We start from the raw sequence: 20,747 nt of genomic DNA on the forward strand, positions 1-20,747 counted from the left end.
GATTCTCTGAGGCTTCGGGCTACTGAACGAGGTGGAGCACGGGCCGTTGCTCTTGGACGCCGAGGAGATCTCGAACCCGCTTGTTCGTCCAGGCCAGTTCATGTGCCAGCTCGGACACCGAGAGATTCGTTTCCTTGGCCGCCAGGTCGAAGGCCTGACCGAGCAGCGAGGGCTGCTCACCAGAGAAGTTCGAGACCGATTCCGACGTGAAGCCGGGCTGGCCATCGAGCGCGCGCAGGCGCTGGTACGTCCTGCTGGCGGTGGCGTCGGAAATCAGTCCCAGCTCACGGCATCGGTAGACGAGCGACTGGAGCGAGACCCCCCAGACACCTCGCAGCTCAGCCAGCCGAGCGATATCCATCCGCCTGGGCAACAGGGGCAGGATGCTGGACTGCGGTGTCAGGAACTCGGCCGCGAAGGCATCGGCCTCCTTCTCCTGGCGGCTGTCACCGGTGGCGTCGCCGTGAAGGACGAGGTGGCCCAATTCGTGCGCGGCGGTGAACCGGTGGCGGTAGATGTCGTCCGCCCGGTTGGCGGTCAGAACGACGAGCGGCCGCGCTGCCCGGGTGGAGAACGCGTCCACGCTCGCAGCGGAAGGATCACTGGCAGGCGGCATCACCACCACGATGCCGTGCGACTCCATACGCCTCACCAGGTGCGTGACGGGGCCGTCGCCGAGACCCCAGCGCCTGCGCAGCTCTCGGGCGGCGGACGCGGGGTCGGTGGACAGTTCCTCGCCGGGGTGGACCTCCCCGCCGGCGAAGCCGGGCAGATCCACGAGGGGCAACTGGATCCGCTGTTCCAGTGCGTAGGTGAGCTCCCAGACCTGTTCGGCGAAGGCAAGAGCGCGCTCTCGCTGGGACTTCGGCGTACTGCGGAGGCTTCGGAAGTGCGCCATGGAGGCGTCGAGCCGGTTGGCCGGCCGTCCCAACAGGAAGAACGTCACGGGAACCCCGAGGATCTCCGCGAGACGGGGAATCAGGTCAGGCCGTGGCTTGGAGACCCCCGTCTCGTACTGACCCACCGCAGCAGGCGTCACTCCGAGCTGCGCCGCCACGTCCTTCTTCGTCATCTCCGCCAACCGGCGCGCTTGAGTCAGCCGGGTGGGATCGAAGCCGTCGGAGATGGCACGCGGCGTGGCGCCTCGTTCTTCCGTACCGGGAATCAGGTCTTGCTTAGTGAGTCGCATCGTCTTCGCTGGTCTGGTCCTCGACGGGTTCTGCCTCGGTCTGAGCGGGCAGGTGCAGGGCCCGGTCCGAGGCGGTTCGAGAGGACAGCGTAAGGGTGGGTTCGGTTCCGTCGGCGAAGCTGGTGTGCGCCGTGATCTGGCCCGGGATGATGATCGGCCGCGACGCGTACGAGGTGACCGCCTGCGGCAGGTGGAGTGCCTCGGGATCGGTGGTCCACTCCAGCTGCTGGTTAACTCCGAGAGAGGCGATGCCCCAGTACGCCTCCAGCAGTTCGGAGGCGTTGCAGGCGAAGGGCACCAGGATTAGCTGAGTGTCCGGCGGGATCGTGGCCAGGGCGCCACGCGGTTCAGCGACTGTGACAGCCACCCCGAAGTCGAGGTCGAACGGGTCCTGGGTGTGTTTCGGCGTCGGCGCGAAGGTGAAGAGTTCCTTCACCAGCCGCGTCTCGTTGGGGATGCGCGCGCTGCGTACGTCGGACTTGGTCTTGGCGTACCGGAACGGGTAGAGCAGTCCGTTGCCGATGAGCATCAACTCGTAGGGGAACCCGAAGGGCTGGACCGCCCGGGCGCCCGGCAGGTCCTTGAGCTCGTCCTGCAGCCGCTCGTACTGGTTCTCATACCGGCTGGTGCCATAGGCGCGAGTGGTGCGGGCTGCGCCTTGTTCCTGTGCGGCCTGTGCGTTGGCCTGCATGTTGCGAAGGCCCTGTCCGACGCCGAGGCGTACAGCTGCGGCCTGATCGCCGAACACGTCGGTCGCCCACGGCGACGGAGGCACACTCATGCGGACGACTCCTAGGATCGGACTACGCATCGAAGCATTCCAGTGCGGCTCTGACTTTAGTTGATGTCGAACTTTTTGCACAACTGCTTCCGTGTTCGGCGTGTTCGACCTCAGGGGCTCATCGTCGGGCGAGCTCTGCCTGACGTACCCCGCGTCGCTGAACGTCGCTCATAGCTGGGCAGTCCGTCCACGTCGATGATGGCTGGCTGCTGCACTGATACCGCCAACAAGTAAGGAGGCAGACCGACATGATCGAACGAGTCCGAGCCGTCCTCGTCACCGCGGACGAGACGATGCTGGTCATTCGCCGCACCAAGCCCGGAATCCCCGTGTACTGGGTGCTCCCCGGCGGTGGGGTCGAGGAGGGCGATGAGTCCCGGGAGGCCGCTCTCCACCGGGAGATCCACGAGGAGATCGCGGGGAAGGCCGACATCGTCCGCCTCCTCCACACGATGGAGTCCGATGACGAGCGCTAGCTCTTCTACCTCGCTCGGATCGAGACGTGGAACTTCGAGGACCGGACCGGCCCCGAGTTCAGCGCCGAGGGCCGGGGCGAGTACGCGCTGGAGGAGATCCCGCTGACCGCGGTGGGGCTCGACGTCATCGACCTCAAGCCCGAGGAGATCGCCCACGTCCTCCGGGGCGCCATCAGTGACGGCACCCTGGCGGAGGACATCTCTGTCTAGCCCTTCGCCGGAGCGGACAGTGGGATGCGCCCTGTTCCTTTAGGGAACAACCCGGGCGTTCCTTTAGGGAACAACCCGGGCGTTCCTTTGGGGAACAACCGCAGTGTTCCCCAAAGGAACGTGGAGGCCGCCCAGGATCGTGGCGGCCTTCGGGGTTACCTGCCGCCTCGGCGGGGCGGTTGCTGCCGAGAGCGCCCGGGGACAGCTGCACTCGGGCCCCGGTGGCCGTCCCTTCCCGAGTCCGGGAGAGCGGGCCCTTCACCCGTTGCGTCGACAAGGCGGTGCAGGCGCCAGGTCAGGACGTCGCTGATCGAGGTGACGGTGTCGAGCTCGCGGTGCCGGGAGGCCCGGACGAGCAGGGCTGCGGGGTCGAGGCCGGCGATCTCTGCGTCGGTAAGCGTCGCGGCGAGGGCAGGCCAGGCCGGCTCGGCAAGGATCTGGTCGGCCAAGTCAGGGAGGGCATGACGGACGATGGCGCACTGCCGCTGCACGACCGAGACGGCGAGGCGGAGGCCGCACTCGTGGATGACCGCCAGGGGCTGGACGTTAGCCGCCAGGTAGGCGTTGCGCAGGTGCTCGGCTGTCTGGCGGGCGGCTTCGACCTGCTGGTTGTGGTGGCGGGTGTGGTGCCAGTGCTGTGTTGCGACGACGGCCAGGAGGAGGGCGTCGAGGAGGATCGCGAGGAGGGCTCCGTCCTTGGGCGCGGCTTCCCGGACGATCGCCTTCACTGCCCTCCGTGTGGCTTGTGCCTGCTGGTGGTGGGCTCGGATGCGGGAGCGGCTGGCGCGCTCGAAGGTGCTGGCGGCCTGGGCCAGTTGGTGCTTGTAGTCGGCGGGGGCGATCAGGGGTAGTGCGTCGAGGGTTTCGGCGAGCACGGTGATGTGGGCCTGTGCTGTGGCGTCGTCGGCCTGGGCGAGAATCTCGGGGATCCGTGTGGCTGCGTCGGTGACCTGATGCCACGCTGTACGACGACGGCGGGAGGGCTGGTCCGCGGTGGTGGATCGGGTGGGTGCGAGGCGTTCGCTGAGCTTGGGGTAGGAGAGGTCGGGGGCGAGGGTGGAGCCGGAGAACCAGATCGGCTCGCCCTTGGCGTTGGTGTCGTCGGGGAGGGCGACCTTGTAGCCGCGGATGTCGCCGGATGGGAAGTGCAGGAGGTTCACCAGGACGCCTGTGCCGCGGAGGATGGTGAAGAACTCGTCGGTGTCGGTGGCAGCTGCCACGGCCGTGCGGACGGTGGTGCGCAGCCTCTCCGCCGGCGTGGTCGCGTGGCCGGTGCGGCGGGCCTTCTCCTGCTCGGCGCGGGTGGGACGCCGGGCTGCGGTGCGGTCACCGCGTGGGACCTGCCGCAGGCCGTACTCCTTTTCGATGGCGCCGAGTTCCTTCTCGGCGCGCGTGTAGTCGTTCCAGTTGCGGGGCGGGGTGAGGTCGCCGCGGACCTTGGTGGCGACGATGTGTATGTGGTCGTCGGCGTGGCGAACGGCGACCCAGCGGCAGGCGTCGGGGTCGCCGGCGGGGGCGATGCCGGTGGCGTTCAGGACGCGGCGGGCGATCACGGCCCAGTCATCGTCCGACAGGGTGCGGTCCTCGGGGGCGGCCCGGACCGAGCAGTGCCAGACGTGCTTGTCGGGGGCACGGTCGCCGGCCTGCTTCACCCGTAGGTCCAGGACGGTGGCGAGCTGGGTGAGTGTGGCGGCCTCGTCGCGGCCTGGGTCTGGGGCGAAGCCGTCCCAGGAGGCCACCAGGTGGGGGTCGGTGTGCTCGTTGGCGCGGCCGGCCCCGTAGAGGTAGCGCAGGACCCCGTGAGTGTTGGCGCCGCCCTTTCCGATCTTCGCGATCAATCAGGCCGCCTTCTTGGACGTGGCGGCCTTGTCGGCCATCACGTCGATCGATGTGGCGGCCTCGCGGGCCAGGCCGAGGACGCGTCCTGCTTCGGCGAGGACGGCGGTGTCCCCAGGGTGTGGATGGCCGCCTGCGTTGAGCTTGTGGGCGATCTGGTTGACGTTCGTGCCGATCCTCGCCACCTCGGTGCGCAGGGCGGCCAGCTCGTCGATCAGGTCGTCGTGGCTGGTGCGCTGGCCGGGCAGGGCGAGGTCGCCGCCGAGGTGGGCCATGACGACGGCTCCGACGTAGTGTGCGCCGGCCAGGTTCAGCCGGCGGGCCTCGGCGGTGACTGCGGTGTGCTCGTCGAGGCTGTAGCGGACGTCGACGCGCATCTTGCGCTGCTCGGTGTCTCGGGCACGACGGCGGGCAACGCGGTACAGCGCGGCTTCGTCGGCAGCGCGTACGGGCACGGCGGTGCGTGCTTCCCCCTCCGGCGCGCCCTCGCGTCGGAGCCCTGCCTCCGCCACCCCTGGGGCGGGGGCTGCGTTGGACCGGCCCTTGGACGGTCCAACGCCATACCTTGCTGCCTGGTCTGGGTTTGTGGTCCGGGTGTTGGGCGGCTGGTGGAGGGTGCGGTCGGGCGTGTGCGGGTCGGGCATGCGGGGCCTCTCGTTACGGGTGGGTGGGGGCTTCAGCTGGCGGAGTGAAGGGGAGGGGGTACCGGCCCTCCCGAGTTGCCGGTGTGGGCGGGCTGAGGCGGCTCACTGCATGGAGGCGGGGGGCCCGTCCAGTTCGGACTGGAGGATGTCCTTGGCCTCATCGGCAAGGTCTTTGTTGACGGTGAAGCCCTTGCTGCGGATGGCGTCCTCGATGTGCCGGCGGGAGGCGTGGCCGCCGCGTCCGCGCTGCGCGGTGCGGCCTATCTCGACGGCCTGCTCCAAGGTGACGCTGGGCTTGCGGGCCATGCCGTTGGGCGGGGTGTCGATTTCCGCCTCTTGTTTCCGCGTGGGCTCGGCCATGTCTTGGCCGGCTTCGACGGGATTTGGCGCAGTAGCCTCGGCCACCGGCTCCCGGTGAGGTTCGGGCACGGCCTGAGGCTTGTGGCGCGTGGCGGCTTCGGAGACTGCGGTGTTGTGGCGGGTGGCGGGTTGGCGCTGGACGAGGAGATAGAAGTGGACGGCGCCTGCCAGTGCGAGTGGAGCGATGGCGGAGATGGCGCCCACGGTGATGTCGTCCAGCGGGAGTCCGGTGTGGCGGGCCTGCTGGTTGAGGCGGATGGCGTGGAGCACGTTGGCCCAGATGCTCGTGGCGGTGGCGAGTGCGACCAGCGAGGCCACGTACAGGCGAGCACGGAGAGGTCCGGCGTGCAGGACGAGGAGTGCGCCGATTCCCAGGGCGATGAAGCCGTCGACGAGGAGCGGGAAGACGTACGTGAGGGCTGGGTGGACATGGCTGGCGGCGGCCATCTGACGTAGGGCGTCGTATGACAGGGCGAACGCGCCGAGCGCCATGAGTGCGACCCCGGTACGGATCGCCACGGCCAGGCTGGGCCGAGCCGGGGAGGAGGCGGGGGAGAAGGAGAAGGCGGGCGAGGTCAAGCGTGGTGCTCCCAGGGTGGTGCGGCGGCGATGGGTGGGGGTGGCCGTGGTGGGCCGGGACTCGTCCCACTCGTCCCGTGCCTGGTCAGGGCAGGTACGGGTAGCCGAGTGGTACGGGTCGGACTCGTCCCGGCTCTCCAGAGGTGTCCCTGCGCTGACCTCGTCCGGTACGGGTGGGACGGGTGCAGGAGGGTCGGGTGAGGCAGCGGGAGTCCCGGCGGGGGCGAAGGCCTGTGCGCGGGCGCAGGTACGGGTAGACCCGTCCCGCCCTTACGACTCGTCCCAGCTCTGACCTGCGCTGATACGAGTGGTACGGGTCGGTGGGGGGCAGGGCCCAGGGCGCGGTTGGGGCCTCGGGGCCGTACTGCGGCCGGTGCGTGCGGCGTCGTACGTGCGGATCGGCCAGCCCGTGGGACGGGTGGGACGGGTCGGGGCGGGTCAGGCCCTGGACGGCTCGGGTGGGGCTTCGGGCGGGCAATACCGGTCCCAGGCGTCCATGAACTGGGCGCGGGTGAAGCCCTTGGCCTGGGTCCCGTCGGGGAAGCGGCGCGTGGAGGAGTTGAGGTCGTAGGGCTTCAGCAGAAGCTGCAGGCGACGCGGGCACACGCCCTGGGTGCCGAGGCCGGCCCACGGTGCTTCCTCGTCGCGGTTGAGCATGGCGAGGATCGTCCTGGTGGGCAGGGCCGCCGCGTTGTCGCAGGCGGCAAAGACGCGCCGGATGTCGACCAGGATCCGGGTGTGCAGCGAGTTGTCTTGGTCGAGTGCGGCCTCGTGTGCGGTCATCGCCCGGCACGCGGTGCGGGCCCGCTCGGGCCAGTCGCCTCCGGCGAGGTCGGCGACGATGACCAGCGGCTCCCAGGTGTCCGCGGCCCGGTCCTCCACCGGTATGGAGACGGGCATCAGCCCGATCGCTTCCTTGGCGCGCGGGCGTAGCCACGCGGCGAGCTGGTCGCGTACGGCGTGCAGGGCGGGGGTGTCGCGGAAGGCTCGGAACTCCGAGACCTTCTCGCCGTTCCGGCGCCGGCGCATCCGCATGACCACGGACCGGTCCATGATCGTGTCGGGCAGATCGCCGATGCCAGCGAGCGCGGCCATCGCGAAGGTGTGGAAGCGGACCACCTCGTGGTTCGGCCCGGCGACGCGCAGCGTGTAACGGCTCTTCTGGAAACCCGCGTTGAGCAGGCCCCGAAGCTCCTCGTTCTTCTCCGCGACCTTCGCCGAGCCGAAGATCGTGTCGACCTCGTCCACCAGCAGGGTCGGCGGATCCGCCTCACCGATCGACCGGAAGATCGCCGCCGCCGAAGCGTTCACGGTGATCAGCGGGTCGTGGACCGTTTCGGTGATCACGTCGAGGAGGCGGGACTTCCCGCACCGCTTCGCCGGACCGACCACCGCCAGGCGCGGCGCGTGCTGCCAGACCGTCTGCAGGTGCGTGGCCGCCACCCACAGCGTCACCGCCGTGAGCGCCTCCGCGCTGGGCAGCACCACGTACCGCTCGATTTGCGCCGCCAGGTCGGCCAGCACCTGATCGCCCTGCGTACGGGGACCGGTGGGACCGGAACTGGGAGGAGCAGGTGGGGTCTTCGGCTCGGGTGCTTCGGCCTCCGGGGCGGCCCGGTGGGCGCCGGGCTGACCGGGGACGGCCACCGTCGGCCATACCGCCTTCGGCGGGGCCGTGGCGGGGTCGGGGGTATGGGGCATCAAGGGGGCGGCTCCTTCGCTGGTGCCGCGTCAGCGGTCACCTCTCGGAAACTGGGCAGGGAAATCCGGCGTGGCCGGGGTGCGTGGAAAACAAAGCCACACCCCAGGCCCAGAAGTCCAGAGTTTGCTCTAAGACTCCTAAAAGCTTTTCGGCCCCATTACGGTAGGCCCAGAATCCCGGTCGCCGAAATCACCGCTGATGGCCCGTGCATCGCTCACGGCAGACGGGAAAAGGGTTCCCATCGGGTCGCAGCGGAAGCTACAACACACCAATGCCACCGCGATCTCTTGAAATCGGCCCAGCGGGCCGGTCTGCCGCCCGCGCCATCCAGCGCACCCGCGTCGCCCGCGGCTACTCCCAGCGCCAGCTCGCCGCCCGCGTCCGCGCCCTCGGCCGACCCATGACCTTCACCGCGCTCTCCCGCATCGAGCGCACCGTCCGCCGCTGCGATGTCGATGATCTCGTCGCCATCGCGGCAGCCCTCGAAACGCCTCCTCAGATGCTCCTCGGGGGCCCGTCGGCACACCTCCAGGCGGGCGGGCTGGGCGCAATATAGGCGACGATCCCCGGTTTCCCAAACCGGGGATTCTCCAGACCATTGGTGTTCCCGGTACGCCAGCCGTCCCGTCCCTGCCACACCCATGTCCATTACACGAGAGGACACACTTGCGCCGATCGCCGATAACCCCTGCTCAGAAAACCTCCATCCCTGATGGGGCAAGCGCGAAGATTGGAAATGGAATCTCCGGTGAGGCCTCCGCTGGGAAGGCGGTGAATTCTGGGGATCGTCTCCTTTCCGTCGATGAGGTCGCGGAACGCCTTGGTACCGGCGTGCGCTTCATCCGCCGGCTGATCTCCGAGCGGCGCATCCGCTACGTGAAGGTGGGCAAGCACGTCCGCATCGCCGAGAGCGTCTTGGCCGCGTACATCGTCGCTAACACCGTCCCCACCCTCCGCGAAGCGCGTTCCCGCTTCGGGAAGGCGGCCTGATGGTGGCCCGCAAGCCGCAGCGGCGGCGCGAATTCGGCACCACCCGCCAGCTCCCGTCCGGCCGTTGGCAGGCGCGCTACTGGGCCCCCGACGGCAGCCGCCGCACGGCCCCGGAGACCTTTGCGACGAAGACGGACGCGCAGGACTGGCTCACCCTCACCAAGGCGGACATCCAGCGCAACCACTGGACCGACCCCGACGTGGGCAAGGTCAACTTCGAGGAGTACGCGCTGAGGTGGGTCGACGAGCGGGGCCTCGCCGCCACCACTGACGAGTTGTACCGCCGCCTCCTGCGACTGCACGTCCTCCCCGGTTTCGGTGACCTCGACCTGGAAGAGATCACCCCGCCGGTCGTCCGGACCTGGCGCGCCGAGCGCCTGGTCGCCACTGGCAACACGACCGTCGCCAAGTCCTACCGGCTTCTGAAGGCCATCATGGAGACGGCGACCGACGACGAGCTGATCCGCCGCAACCCGTGCCGCATCAGGGGTGCGGGAAGCGAGCAGGCCAAGGAGCGCGCGACCGCGACCGTTGCCCAGGTCGACGCCCTCGCAGAGGCGATGGGCCCGCGCTGGCGGCTGATGGTCTACTTCTGCGCCTACGGCCCGATGCGCCCGGAGGAGCAGGCGGCCCTGCGCAGGACCTCGGTCACCCTGGATCCCCTCGCCGTACGGATCACGGAGGCGGCCCCGGAGCTGAACACAGGCCGCCGCGTCGAGGGCGACACCAAGTCCGCGGCGGGTGTCCGGACGATCCACCTGCCGGCCTTCCTCTACATGGAGGTCAAGCGGCACCTGGACTGGTTCGCGGAGAAGGCGCCCGACGGCCTGCTGTTCGTGGGGGAGAAGGGAGCACCGTTCCGGCGCACGTCCTTCGGCCGCAAGTGGGCCAGGGCCCGCGCGAAGGTCGGCCTGCCGAGGGATTTCCGCTTCTACGACCTGCGCCACACGGGCCACACCCTCTCCACGCAGTCCGGCGCGACCCTCAAGGACACGATGGTCCGCGCCGGCCAGTCCTCGGAGAAGGCCGCGATGATCTACCAGCACTCCGATGACGAACGCCAGGTCGAGGTCGCGGACGGCATCGACGCACGCGTCCGTGCGGCCCGCCAGAAGGAGGCACCCCAGCTGCGGTCCGTCCGCCCCGCCTGATTGCCGTTGCGCCGCTGCTAATCCGCTGCCCCCGTACCAGCCAGGTACGGGGGTAGGCGGCTGCATGCTGCTGAGCGAGCCAGGGGCCGGGAGCAGACCGTGAGGGCGCCACAGGCCGCGACTCAAGCAGTGTCGTGCGGGCCTGGGCTTCAAGCTGGAGGGATTGTCACCGGCTTCCGTAGGCGAAGATGTTGTCGTGAGTCTGGACCTGAGCAACTACGAACTGACCTGGCCCCCATCAGTGTTCGTGGCCGAGGGGGAGCGCATCCTGCGAACGACGGGTACCTCGTGGGTGGACCGTGCGGCATGGCTCATGACCGAGGCCTTGGTGGGGTCGACAGCCGTGGCGGACTTCGAAGAGGTCCCCAATGTCATCGATGACCCCTGGGGCGCCACAGCCTCCAGGTGGGGTGGCCAATCCGCCGTCGTGACCCAGCAGGACTGGTTCTCCGAGCTCATCCGCCGAGCTTCGGAGATCCGGCCCGCCACTGCGCCGAGGCCGTACTGGCCCCAGCGGCTGGGCCGGGGACCGTCCATCGACGGGAGTACTGCCCGTGACAGCCGTCGTGATTTCGCCCGAATAGTTCACGACTTCGCCGACAACGGCTATCTGGTCGAGCGGTTCGGCGCGGAGTGCGTTGACGCACCGAACGAGCTGCCCGATGCTTCCGTTCTGATCGAGCGACTGCTCGGCATTCCTGACCTGTGGCCCCTGGCCCCAGAGTCCTGGGACGAGGACACCTTCTACGGCTTGGTCGAGGTCTTCCACGACCTTCTCAGCCGGCCTCGTAGGCGCCACTTCCACTCGTACGGCAGCTGCGGCTGGCACTACTCCGAGTTCCACAACGGTCCGGCTCGCCTCCTCTACCGCGCGAAGGTCAACGAGCTGCTGCGGGAGGCTGGCATCGAGTACGAGCTGGCTGCCGAGGGCGAAGATCTCGGGCGCCTGGTAGCCATCACCGATGACGCCAGAGGCGAGATGGTTCACCGGGTCCTCAATGGCAGCCCGTCCGAGATCCTCTCCGGGGTTCGACACGCTATCGCTCTCTACCGGAGCCGAGACGCGTCGCCAGACAGCAAGCGATCAGCGATCTTTAACCTTGCTCGCATCCTCGAAGAGCGCCGAGCCTTGATCAAGGACCAGCTCGGCAAGGATGAAGGTGCTCTCTTCGAGATCGCCAACCGTTTCGACCTGCGTCACCGACGTGCCGACCAGCGAGGCGAGTACGACGAGGCGTTCCTCGACTGGATCTTCTGGTGGTATCTCGGCACGGTGGAACTGACCAACCAGCTGATCGCGTCCCGGAAGGCCACCTGACCCCCACCGTCCGCCTGCAAGCCTGGCGTCGAAGCCTGGGCGTGAATGGGGTTGCTCCCGTAGGCGGGCAGTGTGGATTTCCATCCCTTCCGCCGCCGTCCGCTTCTTACGACGCGCAGGGAGGGCGACGGTTGCTCCATGGCCTTCGGATGCCCGCCCGGCGACCGGGCGGGCATGTGGGTTTCTCGGCCTGCCGGGCTGCGTTCGCCGAGCGGTTCTGAAGAGGGCTGAGTGCCAAAGGACGGGATCGTGGCTATGGGGCTCCGCTGCCGTGCTGCCTGAAGGCCGCGTATGCCCGGCCGATCGCGTGGAGCTTTCCGGTAAACAGAGCTCCGAGGAATGAGCCGAGTCCGAAGACTGCGAGGGCGAGGGGGATGGCGGCCATGAGATCCGCTCCACCCAGGGTCCCGGTCATAAACACCCCGAGTGCAGCAAGGCCGGCGCCGACGAAGACCTTCCGTACCCCGCGGAGGTCCGGCACCTCCGGTCCCGGCTCTGCTGGCAGTGCTTCTGCGTCCAGCAATGCTCCGTACGCAGACTGGGCCTGCCGCACGGCCACGCTCAACGCCATCGCACCGAGGGCACGTGCCGTAGCCTCCCGGTCCTCGACCAGGCCGTCAAGCTTGTCCGCGAACGCCGTCCGGACCTTCTGACCATGCTCCTTGAGACGGCTCCGGTCCCCTGCGTACCCGGGGATTCCGGCCGCCGACTTGGAGCTGTCCGTCACAGCCGTCATGAGTGCGGAGGTCTTTTCGTGGGCGGAGGCAAGGGCCTCGGACCGCTGCCTCCCGGCCGGAGCTCCCACGACGGCGGCAAGTGCAGGCAACACTTCGAGTGCTTCCGTCACGACCTCTTCGCCTTCTCTGACGTACCCCTTCGACATCATGTCCCAGCGGTCTCTGGAGCCGCGCAGGCTCGCAGCCACGACGACCGCACACACAACACCAACGCCGAAGAACTCGAGCTGCTTCTTCTCCTCGCGCGTGAATCCATCGTCCGTGGCCGCAACCGCTGCAGCCTCCTGCGCTGTGGGGGTGGTCTTCGCGGCCTCGGCCCGATTCTCCTTGCCGAAGTACAGCAGGGCAGCCACCAGCACGATCCCCACGTATCCGATAACGACCGCTGCCACGATCGCCCCACTCACGATGCTGCCGATCACGGTCGTAAATGACTTCCAGGGCGAACGGAGTGGCCGGATGTAGACCGCCCGAATGTCATCCCACGGCACGGAATTGCTGCACCCAAGTTCGGCGGCAGCGTTCCGTCCTCTGTCGATGCGTTCTTCGGCGGCTGCGGTATAGCGGGCACGAACGCGGTCGCGGTAGCCGGGCCGGGTTGCGGTTGCCGGCGGTAACGGAAGCGTCGACGGGGCCGCGGTTACGGTCGGCACGGTCAAGGTCGTGGTCCTCTCTCGGGGTCACTCAGGACACGCCAGCGTCTGGGCCGCCGGTTCCGTTCACCAAGGCACGTTCGAACGCCCGTGACGACGCGCTGCGCACCCTGCGGTGCCGGACTGGCTGATGCGGTGTTGCAGGGAGCTGTCTGGCCTACCTCGGGCACGGGCCGGAGCCTCCTGTGAGGTGGTTCAGGCGCATCACGAGAGCGAACTCGGTCTCCGGGGTGGTGGGACGGCGCGAAGGAGTTCCCACAGTGGGCGGGAGCCGCTGGCCCATTGGGCGAGGAGGTGGCGGTCGACGAGGTGGAGGCGCTGGGACTTGGCGAAGTCGAGGGCGGGCCGGGAGAAGCGGCCGTTGGTGAGCATGACCAGCACGTCACCGTTGTGCACCTGGCGGCCGGTGCCGTTCAGGACGTAGAGGTCGGGTGCACCAACCGCGGATCCGGACCAGCCGTCCTTCCGGTGCTTGCACTGGATGACCCAGCGCCTGCCTTGAGGGTCGGTGGCCTTCACGTCGGCCCCCTTGTCGCCACCCCTGCCAACCTGCTGCGCGTCCTGACACCCGTCCCGGCGCAGCAGGTCTCGCACGGCGTATTCAAACTGGGTGTATTGAAGGCCGTCCAGGTGTTCCACTACATACCGGAGCCCCTGGGCTCGAGTGGCCTCCCGACGGGCACGCTCCTTCTGCAGGTACATCCCCACGGCAATCGCGCTCGCTAGAGCTGCGACCGGGAGTGCGAGGACCCAGAGGTGATCGGCCAACCAGGCCTGCACCGCCAAGAGGAACCCGGATGCCCAAACACCGACCAGGCCGAGCACTAAGAAGAAATGGAAGTCGGAACGCTTCTGCCTACGTGGCCGACTGCCTCGGTTTGGCCGACGTCGAGCGGGACGGCGAGTCACCGGCCGCTCCCTGCGCTGGGGAAGACAATCGGATACGAGACCGTGGGCTGCGGCTGCGGCTGCGGCTGCGGTAGCGGCGCCTGCTGGTTCTCCCAGGCCGGCCACTTGATCGGGTAGACCACCGTCGACTGCGGCCTGGGTAACTCCTGACCCGAGCCTGTTCCGGCCCCCGCGGATGTTGTTCCGTTCCCGAAGACGATCACTCCGGCGACGATCAGGCCGAGCGTCGCGGTCTCCCGCCGTGCCCCGGCAGGTAGCCGGACGTGGCCTTTGACCCGGGTGCCGTCTGCTCGGAAGTAGTCATTGATCCAGGGCACAGCTGTATCCCCCCACCAGTCGCGATGCGCCTCCCTGCGCACCGGATCCATGAAAGCACTCGCCACTGACAACGCGTCACTTGCTTGTCACCACTCGTGATCATCTGTCGAATCGGGGCGAGCCCGCCGACGCTTCGACGGGGAGTGCCTTCGGTGGCAGTCGGAGGGGCGGAGGGAGCGTTGCGCCGTCGCCAACTTCGCCGTGCGGGCGGTGTGGTTGAGGGCTGCCTTCAGGGTTGCGAACAGGCGAATCTAGGCGACCGTGTGGCGTGGGTCACATGAAATGTGTCTCGCGATCCGAGGCGACTTCGCGTCCGAGCGGTGCACGTGGTGCGCGAAAGGCCCTCCGGGCAGGGCGTTTCTGCGAGTTAGGGCACGCGGAGGGCGCGGAAGGGCCTGAAAGGTCTAGACAACGAAGAAGGCCCAGGTCGTTGACCTGGGCCTTCTCTCAAGAGCGGATGACGGGAATCGAACCCGCGCTATAAGCTTGGGAAGCTCATGTTCTACCATTAAACTACATCCGCACAGCGGGCCGATTACTGGGTTCCGCATCGTTGCACACTGTACCCCATGATCCCTTGTCGGTGAATTCAGCCCGGTGGGGGTGGGGCGCGTCGGGGGTACCGGCGGCTGTGGGGGCGGGAGTTGGGGCGTACCTTAGGGGTGCGGAGCGGCGACTGGAGTGGGTCTTGTTCATCCCCTAATGTGGCGATTCGTCGCAGCACGGCTCGTTGGGGAAAGGGACTCGATGGAGCACACCGTCGTCCGTTGTGCCGAAGGGCATGTATTCAGCACCGCTACGTTCCCGATGCAGCATCTCGGGGCCGGGCGGATCGGTCCGGGACGGCTCATCCGGTGTCCGCGGTGCGCGCGACTGCGGCACGCGGTGCCCGTCGGTTCGCCGAAGCGGTAGCGGGAGCGGTAGGAGCGGACGGACGCGCGCGGGCGCACTCGATTGGGGGTGGCCCGCGCGCTCTGCGTATCCTCGGGACGTGCTTCTCTCCGACAAAGACATCCGTGCCGAGATCGACAGCGGACGGGTTCGCATCGACCCGTTCGAGGATTCGATGGTGCAGCCCTCCAGCATCGACGTGCGGCTCGACCGGTTCTTCCGGGTGTTCGAGAACCACCGCTACGCGCACATCGACCCCGCCACCGAGCAGTCGGACCTGACCCGGATGGTCGAGCCCGACGGCGACGAGGCGTTCATCCTCCACCCGGGCGAGTTCGTGCTCGCCTCGACGTACGAGGTCATCTCGCTCCCCGATGACATCGCCTCCCGACTGGAGGGGAAGTCCAGCCTGGGCCGCCTGGGGCTGGTGACGCATTCGACCGCCGGCTTCATCGACCCCGGGTTCTCCGGGCACGTCACGCTGGAGCTGTCGAACCTCGCCACCCTGCCCATCAAGCTCTGGCCCGGCATGAAGATCGGGCAGCTGTGCCTGTTCCGGCTCAGCTCGCCCGCCGAGTTCCCGTACGGCAGCGAGCGCTACGGCTCGCGCTACCAGGGGCAGCGCGGACCGACGGCGTCGCGGTCCTTCCAGAACTTCCACCGCACCCAGGTGAGGCACCAGGCATGAGCGAAGTACGCGAGAACCTCGACTACGAGCGGTTCGGCCGCGCCGTCCGCGAGCTGGCGCAGACCATCGCCGACGACGGTTACGAGCCGGACGTCATCCTGAGCATCGCGCGCGGCGGCGTCTTCGTGGCGGGCGGGCTGGCGTACGCGCTGGACTGCAAGAACATCCACCTCGTGAACGTCGAGTTCTACACCGGCGTCGGCACCACGCTGGAAATGCCCGTCATGCTGGCGCCCGTGCCCGAGGCGATCGACTTCACGAACAAGAAGGTGCTGATCACCGACGACGTCGCCGACACCGGCAAGACGCTCAAGCTGGTGCACGACTTCTGCCTCGACCACGTCGCCGAGGTCCGCTCCGCGGTCATCTACGAGAAGTCGCACTCGCTCGTGAAGTGCGAGTACGTGTGGAAGAAGACCGACGAGTGGATCAACTTCCCCTGGTCGGTCGAACCGCCCGTCGTGAAGCGCGAGGGCCAGGTCCTCGACGCCTAGGCGCCGCCCAGACAGGAGGGGCCCGTACGCACTGCGTACGGGCCCCTCCTGGGTTGTCGCGGGTGCCGGGCCGCCTAGATGGTGCCCAGCTTGATGATCGAGAGCAGGGCGATCAGCTGGATCGCGGACGCGCCGAGGGCCTTGGGCCACGGCAGGTCGTGCGACTTGCTGATCATCGAGGTGAAGAGGGCTCCGGCGATCACCCAGGTGGCCCAGCCGAGCACCTGCACGAGGATGTTGTCGCCGCCCAGGAACAGGGCGAACAGCAGGCGCGGGGCGTCCGTGACGGACATGACCAGCATCGACAGGCCGATCGTCGGCTGCCACGCGCCGTCGCCGCCGAGCTGGCGGGCCAGGGTGTGCGTGACCGCGCCCAGGATCAGGCCGCAGATGACGAAGGCCACGGCCGAGGTGAGGACGATCGGGACGGCGTTGGCCAGCGTCGCGTTGATGACGTCCTTGCGGGCCTTGTCGAAGCCGAAGACCGCGAGCAGGCCGTAGAGGAAGGTCACGATCAGCGCCGGACCCCAGACGGGGTAGTCCCGCATCTGGAGGAAGGTCGGGCCGGGCCGCATGACGATGCCCCGCAGCAGGTCCTTCCACCCCAGTCGCGGACCGGTCGGCCCGAGGGGGGCCTGGGCCGCGCCCGCGTGGTAGGTCCCGCCCTGGTTGTACGGGTCCTCGCCGATGGCGAAGGCCTGCGTGTACCCGGGGTTGTCCGCGTACGAGCCCCCGCCCTGACCGCCCTGACCGCCTTGGCCGCCGTAGCCCTGACCGCCGTAGCCGTCGTGCCCCTGACCGCCCTGGCCGCCCGCGTACGGAGGCCCGCCCGGGGCGCCCGAGCGGGGGTCGAAGTACTCCGGCTCGCCGTGGCCCCCGGGCGACGGCTGCGGCCACTGCTGCTGTGGCGGCGGTCCTGCCGGGGGATGCGGCTGCCGACCGTACGGCGGCTGTTGCTGCTGCCCGTACGGCTGTTGTTGTTGCTGCGGGGGTTGTTGGGGAGCGCGGTTGTTGTCCCGGCCGCGTCCCATCCTGAATCCTGCCACGTGACCGAACGTACCTGGTCCGGCGACCGGCGGTGTGCGGCCGGCCGGAACCGGGGGCCTTTGCGGCTGACCTGTGACATCCCCTAGGGGAACCCCGGGGGGCTGTCCCCAGGACCGGTTTACACGGCTGCGTCGCACTCTGTGGGCGCTCGTTACATTGCCTACCTAATACGCACATATGTCCCCCGTAGCTTCGGATGTAGCCCGACGCCCGAAGTCCACGAGGAAGAGCCGACCCATGCGCAGCACCCGCCGAAGCCCCCGTCGCAACACCCTCCGCGCCGCCGCTGTCACCGCCGGGGCGGTCGCCGTCCTGGCCCTGCCGGTGGGCGCGGCCTTCGCCGACTCCCCGGCCGCCCCGGACGCGGAGGTCCTGCCCGGCGTCGAGCAGCCGGTCACCGACCCGACCCCGGACAAGCCGGTCACGCCGACTCCTGACAAGCCGGTCACGCCGACCCCCGACAAGCCCGTCACGCCGACCCCGGACAAGAACACCGACAAGGTCGGGCTGCGCGCGTTCGTGACCACGGTCAAGCTCGCCGACGGCTCGGTCGCCAAGGTCTACAAGATCGGCGACCAGCACTTCGAGGCGGACGTCTTCGCCGGGTCCACCAAGCTGGCCACGCTGGTCAGCAAGGACGGCAAGCCCGCCCACGGCCAGCACAACGGCATGCACGTCGTCCTCCAGCCGAACGGCACCGTGACCTCCTGGATCGAGGGCAAGGACAAGGACCAGGGCAAGGATCAGGACAAGGACCAGGGCAAGAAGAAGGACGAGAAGAAGGACGAGAAGAAGGACGAGCAGAAGGAGGTCCGCAAGGAGACCTCCGTCCGGGTCACGATGCCCGACGGGCGGATCGCGAAGCTGATCGACGGTCCGCACGGCAAGCGCGTCGAGCTGTTCACGCCGCACGGCGTCTTCCTCGGCTCCATCGACCTCAAGAACCCCAGCGAGGTCAAGGACGGCTGGACCTACAAGCTGGTCCGGGACGGCCACCGCGTGAAGTTCGTCGTCATCGACGGCAAGAACGGTGGCAGCAGCTGGGTCTACGACTTCGGCGGCAAGCTCATCGAGAAGTACACGGCGGAGCAGAAGTCGCAGAAGCCGCAGAAGCAGGAGAAGCAGGAGAAGCACCCGGCCACGTCCGACCGGGTCGTGCCCAAGGGCGGCGTGAAGGCGGGCGCCGAGGGCGTCACCTCGCGGGCCGACGCGGGCGGCCCGGCCCTGGTCGCCGCGGGCGGTGGCATGGCCGCCATCGGCGCCGCGGGCCTCGGCTTCGCGATGTTCCGCCGGGGCCGCGCCGACCGGCAGCGCTGAGCCCGCCCGGGCGAGCGCACGTACGGCGGCGGCCGGTACCCCTCGCGAGGGGTACCGGCCGCCGCCGTGTGCGTGTGCGTGTGCGTCCGCGCGTCAGCTCGCGGGCTCGGCCTCCGGCGCCGGCTCGGGCTCCGGCGCCGCGGGGATCCGTACGGACTCCAGCAGCAGCTGTGCCACGTCGACGACCTGCACCGACTCCTTCGCCTGGCCGTCGTTCTTCTTGCCGTTGACCGAGTCGGTCAGCATGACCAGGCAGAACGGGCACGCGGTCGAGACGATGTCGGGGTTGAGGGACAGGGCCTCGTCGACGCGCTCGTTGTTGATGCGCTTGCCGATCCGCTCCTCCATCCACATCCGCGCGCCACCGGCGCCGCAGCAGAAGCCCCGCTCCTTGTGGCGGTGCATCTCCTGCTGGCGCAGGCCCGGCACGGCCGACATGATCTCGCGCGGCGGCGTGTAGACCTTGTTGTGGCGGCCCAGGTAGCAGGGGTCGTGGTAGGTGATCAGGCCGTCGACCGGGGTGACCGGGGTGAGGCGGCCCTCGTCGATCAGGTGCTGGAGCAGCTGCGTGTGGTGGATGACCTCGTACTCGCCGCCCAGCTGCGGGTACTCGTTCGCGATGGTGTTGAAGCAGTGCGGGCAGGTGGAGACGATGCGCTTCGCCGACTTCGGCTTCTTCGTCGCCGGGTCGTCGTCGTCCTCGCCGAAGGCCATGTTGAGCATGGCCACGTTCTCCTGGGCGAGCTGCTGGAACAGCGGCTCGTTGCCCAGACGGCGCGGGGAGTCACCCGTGCACTTCTCGTCGCCGCCCATGATCGCGAACTTGACGCCCGCCATGTTCAGCAGCTCCGCGAAGGCCTTCGTGGTCTTCTTGGCCCGGTCCTCCAGGGCGCCGGCGCAGCCGACCCAGTAGAGGTAGTCGTACTCGGAGAGGTCCTCCGCGTCCTTGCCGATGATCGGGACGTCGAAGTCCACCTCCTTCGTCCACTCGACGCGCTGCTTCTTGGCCAGCCCCCAGGGGTTGCCCTTCTTCTCCAGGTTCTTGAGCATCGTCCCGGCCTCGCTCGGGAAGGCGCTCTCGATCATCACCTGGTAGCGGCGCATGTCCACGATGTGGTCGATGTGCTCGATGTCGACCGGGCACTGCTCCACGCACGCGCCGCAGCTGGTGCAGGACCACAGCACGTCCGGGTCGATGACGCCGTTCTCCTCGGCGGTGCCGATGAGCGGGCGCTCGGCCTCGGCCAGGGCGGCCGCCGGTACGTCCTTCAGCTGCTCCGGGGTCGCCTTCTCGTTGCCCTCCATGTCCTTGCCGCCGCCCGCGAGCAGGTACGGCGCCTTGGCGTGCGCGTGGTCGCGCAGGGACATGATCAGGAGCTTGGGGGACAGGGGCTTGCCCGTGTTCCAGGCCGGGCACTGCGACTGGCAGCGGCCGCACTCGGTGCAGGTGGAGAAGTCGAGGATGCCCTTCCAGGAGAACTGCTCGACCTGGGAGACGCCGAAGACGTCGTCCTCGCCCGGCTCCTCGAAGTCGATCTCCTTGCCGCCGCTCGTCATCGGCTGGAGGGCGCCGAGCGCCGTGGAGCCGTCGGCGTTCCGCTTGAACCAGATGTTCGGGAAGCCGAGGAAGCGGTGCCAGGCGACACCCATGTTGGTGTTGAGGGAGACGACGATCATCCAGATCAGCGAGGTGCCGATCTTGATCATCGCGGTGAGGTAGATGAGCGTCTGCAGCGTGCCGACCGAGAGGCCCTTGAAGGCCAGCACCAGGGGGTACGAGAGGAAGTACGCCGGCTCGTAGTGGTCGACCTGGTGGATCGCGCCTTCGAGCCCGCGCAGGGTCAGGATCGCGAGGCCGATGGTGAGGATGATGTACTCGACGAAGTACGCCTGCCAGGCCTTCGAGCCCGTGAAGCGCGACTTGCGGCCGGCCCGGGAGGGCAGGCTGAGCAGTCGGATGGCCATCAGCACGAGGATGCCGAGGATCGTCATCACGCCGATGAACTCGATGTACAGCTCGAACGGCAGGAACTCGCCGATGATCGGCAGCGTCCAGTCCGCCTGGAAGAGCTGGCCGTAGGCCTGCGCGAGCGTCGGGGGCAGGGTCAGGAAGCCGATCGCGACGAACCAGTGCGCGAAGCCGACGATGCCCCAGCGGTTCATCCGGCTGTGGCCGAGGAACTCCTTGATCAGGGTGATCGTGCGGTCCTTCGGCCGGTCCGTGCGGCTGCCTGCCGGTAGGGGTTGGCCGAGCTTGACGAACCGGTAGATCTGCGCCACGGCTCGGGCGAGCAGCGCGACGCCGACCACGGTCAGGACCAGCGACACGATGATCGCGGCGAGTTGCATGGGAAGGCTCCTCGGGCGGGCCAGGGCGGGCACTCGGGCACTTACTAAGCAGTAACTTAGTCAGTCAAGCCTTGAGATTACCCATTCCCCGAGCCGCAATGTAGCCGA

Annotated in this window: 18 protein-coding genes, 1 tRNA gene and 1 pseudogene; 8 read left to right on the forward strand and 12 right to left on the reverse strand. The window is 68.5% G+C overall.

The window, feature by feature from the left end:
- Nucleotides 1-19: 19 nt before the first annotated feature.
- Together ACIQWR_RS16480 and ACIQWR_RS16485 are read right to left on the reverse strand one after the other, a co-directional pair.
- Nucleotides 20-1,189, reverse strand: coding sequence for a helix-turn-helix domain-containing protein (locus ACIQWR_RS16480; RefSeq protein WP_404009484.1), 1,170 nt, complete (start codon nucleotides 1,187-1,189; stop codon nucleotides 20-22).
- A complete protein-coding gene (locus ACIQWR_RS16485) occupies nucleotides 1,176-1,970 on the reverse strand; it encodes a hypothetical protein (RefSeq protein ID WP_404009486.1) in 795 nt (264 codons plus the stop codon). The genes ACIQWR_RS16480 and ACIQWR_RS16485 overlap by 14 nt, the downstream gene beginning before the upstream one ends.
- Before the next feature lie 248 nt (nucleotides 1,971-2,218).
- On the opposite strand from ACIQWR_RS16485, the pseudogene ACIQWR_RS16490 reads away from it, so the two are divergent.
- Nucleotides 2,219-2,656: pseudogene (locus ACIQWR_RS16490) on the forward strand (NUDIX domain-containing protein).
- Between the two features lie 155 nt (nucleotides 2,657-2,811).
- On the opposite strand, the gene ACIQWR_RS16495 reads toward ACIQWR_RS16490, so the two are convergent.
- The 4 genes from ACIQWR_RS16495 to ACIQWR_RS16510 form a co-directional block, all read right to left on the reverse strand.
- Nucleotides 2,812-4,494, reverse strand: a complete 1,683-nt coding sequence (locus ACIQWR_RS16495) for a relaxase/mobilization nuclease domain-containing protein (protein WP_404009489.1) — start codon at nucleotides 4,492-4,494, stop codon at nucleotides 2,812-2,814.
- Nucleotides 4,495-4,947, reverse strand: a complete 453-nt coding sequence (mobC, locus tag ACIQWR_RS16500; protein ID WP_404009492.1) for a plasmid mobilization relaxosome protein MobC — start codon at nucleotides 4,945-4,947, stop codon at nucleotides 4,495-4,497. It lies immediately after the preceding gene.
- 291 nt (nucleotides 4,948-5,238) lie between these two features.
- On the reverse strand, nucleotides 5,239-6,075 hold the full coding sequence (locus ACIQWR_RS16505; RefSeq protein WP_404009494.1) for a DUF2637 domain-containing protein: 837 nt from the start codon (nucleotides 6,073-6,075) through the stop codon (nucleotides 5,239-5,241).
- Between the two features lie 438 nt (nucleotides 6,076-6,513).
- Complete coding sequence (locus ACIQWR_RS16510) at nucleotides 6,514-7,776, reverse strand: DUF3631 domain-containing protein (RefSeq protein WP_404009497.1); 1,263 nt, start codon at nucleotides 7,774-7,776, stop codon at nucleotides 6,514-6,516.
- 272 nt (nucleotides 7,777-8,048) lie between these two features.
- On the opposite strand from ACIQWR_RS16510, the gene ACIQWR_RS16515 reads away from it, so the two are divergent.
- The 4 genes from ACIQWR_RS16515 (at nucleotide 8,049) to ACIQWR_RS16530 (ending at nucleotide 11,236) form a co-directional block, all read left to right on the forward strand.
- Nucleotides 8,049-8,333 carry a helix-turn-helix domain-containing protein gene (locus tag ACIQWR_RS16515; protein ID WP_404009500.1) on the forward strand — a complete coding sequence of 95 codons (285 nt, stop codon included), beginning with the start codon at nucleotides 8,049-8,051 and terminating at the stop codon, nucleotides 8,331-8,333.
- 215 nt (nucleotides 8,334-8,548) lie between these two features.
- On the forward strand, nucleotides 8,549-8,767 hold the full coding sequence (locus ACIQWR_RS16520) for an excisionase family DNA-binding protein (RefSeq protein WP_404010110.1): 219 nt from the start codon (nucleotides 8,549-8,551) through the stop codon (nucleotides 8,765-8,767).
- A complete protein-coding gene (locus tag ACIQWR_RS16525; RefSeq protein WP_404009503.1) occupies nucleotides 8,767-9,918 on the forward strand; it encodes a tyrosine-type recombinase/integrase in 1,152 nt (383 codons plus the stop codon). Before ACIQWR_RS16520 ends, ACIQWR_RS16525 begins: the two co-directional genes overlap by 1 nt.
- Nucleotides 9,919-10,114: 196 nt before the next feature.
- Nucleotides 10,115-11,236: a hypothetical protein gene (locus tag ACIQWR_RS16530; protein WP_404009506.1), complete on the forward strand. Its 1,122-nt coding sequence runs from the start codon at nucleotides 10,115-10,117 to the stop codon at nucleotides 11,234-11,236.
- Nucleotides 11,237-11,489: 253 nt separating this feature from the next.
- Here the strand turns inward: ACIQWR_RS16530 and ACIQWR_RS16535 are convergent, their stop codons facing one another.
- The 4 genes from ACIQWR_RS16535 to ACIQWR_RS16550 form a co-directional block, all read right to left on the reverse strand.
- Complete coding sequence (locus ACIQWR_RS16535) at nucleotides 11,490-12,395, reverse strand: hypothetical protein (RefSeq protein WP_404009508.1); 906 nt, start codon at nucleotides 12,393-12,395, stop codon at nucleotides 11,490-11,492.
- A 435-nt stretch (nucleotides 12,396-12,830) separates the two neighbouring features.
- Nucleotides 12,831-13,328 (reverse strand): restriction endonuclease, encoded by a 498-nt coding sequence (locus ACIQWR_RS16540; protein WP_404009510.1) that lies wholly within the window; start codon nucleotides 13,326-13,328, stop codon nucleotides 12,831-12,833.
- A gap of 203 nt (nucleotides 13,329-13,531) precedes the next feature.
- Nucleotides 13,532-13,852, reverse strand: coding sequence for a hypothetical protein (locus ACIQWR_RS16545; RefSeq protein WP_404009513.1), 321 nt, complete (start codon nucleotides 13,850-13,852; stop codon nucleotides 13,532-13,534).
- Nucleotides 13,853-14,305: 453 nt separating this feature from the next.
- Nucleotides 14,306-14,376: transfer RNA gene (locus tag ACIQWR_RS16550), tRNA-Gly, on the reverse strand.
- A gap of 468 nt (nucleotides 14,377-14,844) precedes the next feature.
- On the opposite strand from ACIQWR_RS16550, the gene dcd reads away from it, so the two are divergent.
- Nucleotides 14,845-15,432 carry a dCTP deaminase gene (dcd, locus tag ACIQWR_RS16555; protein ID WP_399265237.1) on the forward strand — a complete coding sequence of 196 codons (588 nt, stop codon included), beginning with the start codon at nucleotides 14,845-14,847 and terminating at the stop codon, nucleotides 15,430-15,432.
- On the forward strand, nucleotides 15,429-15,926 hold the full coding sequence (locus ACIQWR_RS16560; RefSeq protein WP_354383399.1) for a phosphoribosyltransferase: 498 nt from the start codon (nucleotides 15,429-15,431) through the stop codon (nucleotides 15,924-15,926). Before dcd ends, ACIQWR_RS16560 begins: the two co-directional genes overlap by 4 nt.
- A 74-nt stretch (nucleotides 15,927-16,000) precedes the next feature.
- Here the strand turns inward: ACIQWR_RS16560 and ACIQWR_RS16565 are convergent, their stop codons facing one another.
- Entirely contained in the window at nucleotides 16,001-16,972 is a 972-nt protein-coding gene (locus ACIQWR_RS16565; RefSeq protein ID WP_404009516.1) for a Yip1 family protein, read from the reverse strand.
- A gap of 238 nt (nucleotides 16,973-17,210) precedes the next feature.
- On the opposite strand from ACIQWR_RS16565, the gene ACIQWR_RS16570 reads away from it, so the two are divergent.
- On the forward strand, nucleotides 17,211-18,290 hold the full coding sequence (locus ACIQWR_RS16570) for a hypothetical protein (protein WP_404009519.1): 1,080 nt from the start codon (nucleotides 17,211-17,213) through the stop codon (nucleotides 18,288-18,290).
- A 93-nt stretch (nucleotides 18,291-18,383) separates the two neighbouring features.
- Here the strand turns inward: ACIQWR_RS16570 and ACIQWR_RS16575 are convergent, their stop codons facing one another.
- Nucleotides 18,384-20,639: a (Fe-S)-binding protein gene (locus ACIQWR_RS16575; RefSeq protein ID WP_404009521.1), complete on the reverse strand. Its 2,256-nt coding sequence runs from the start codon at nucleotides 20,637-20,639 to the stop codon at nucleotides 18,384-18,386.
- Nucleotides 20,640-20,747 lie beyond the last annotated feature (108 nt).

It is taken from the genome of Streptomyces sp. NPDC098789, assembly GCF_044759975.1.
Taxonomy (GTDB): Bacteria; Actinomycetota; Actinomycetes; order Streptomycetales; family Streptomycetaceae; genus Streptomyces.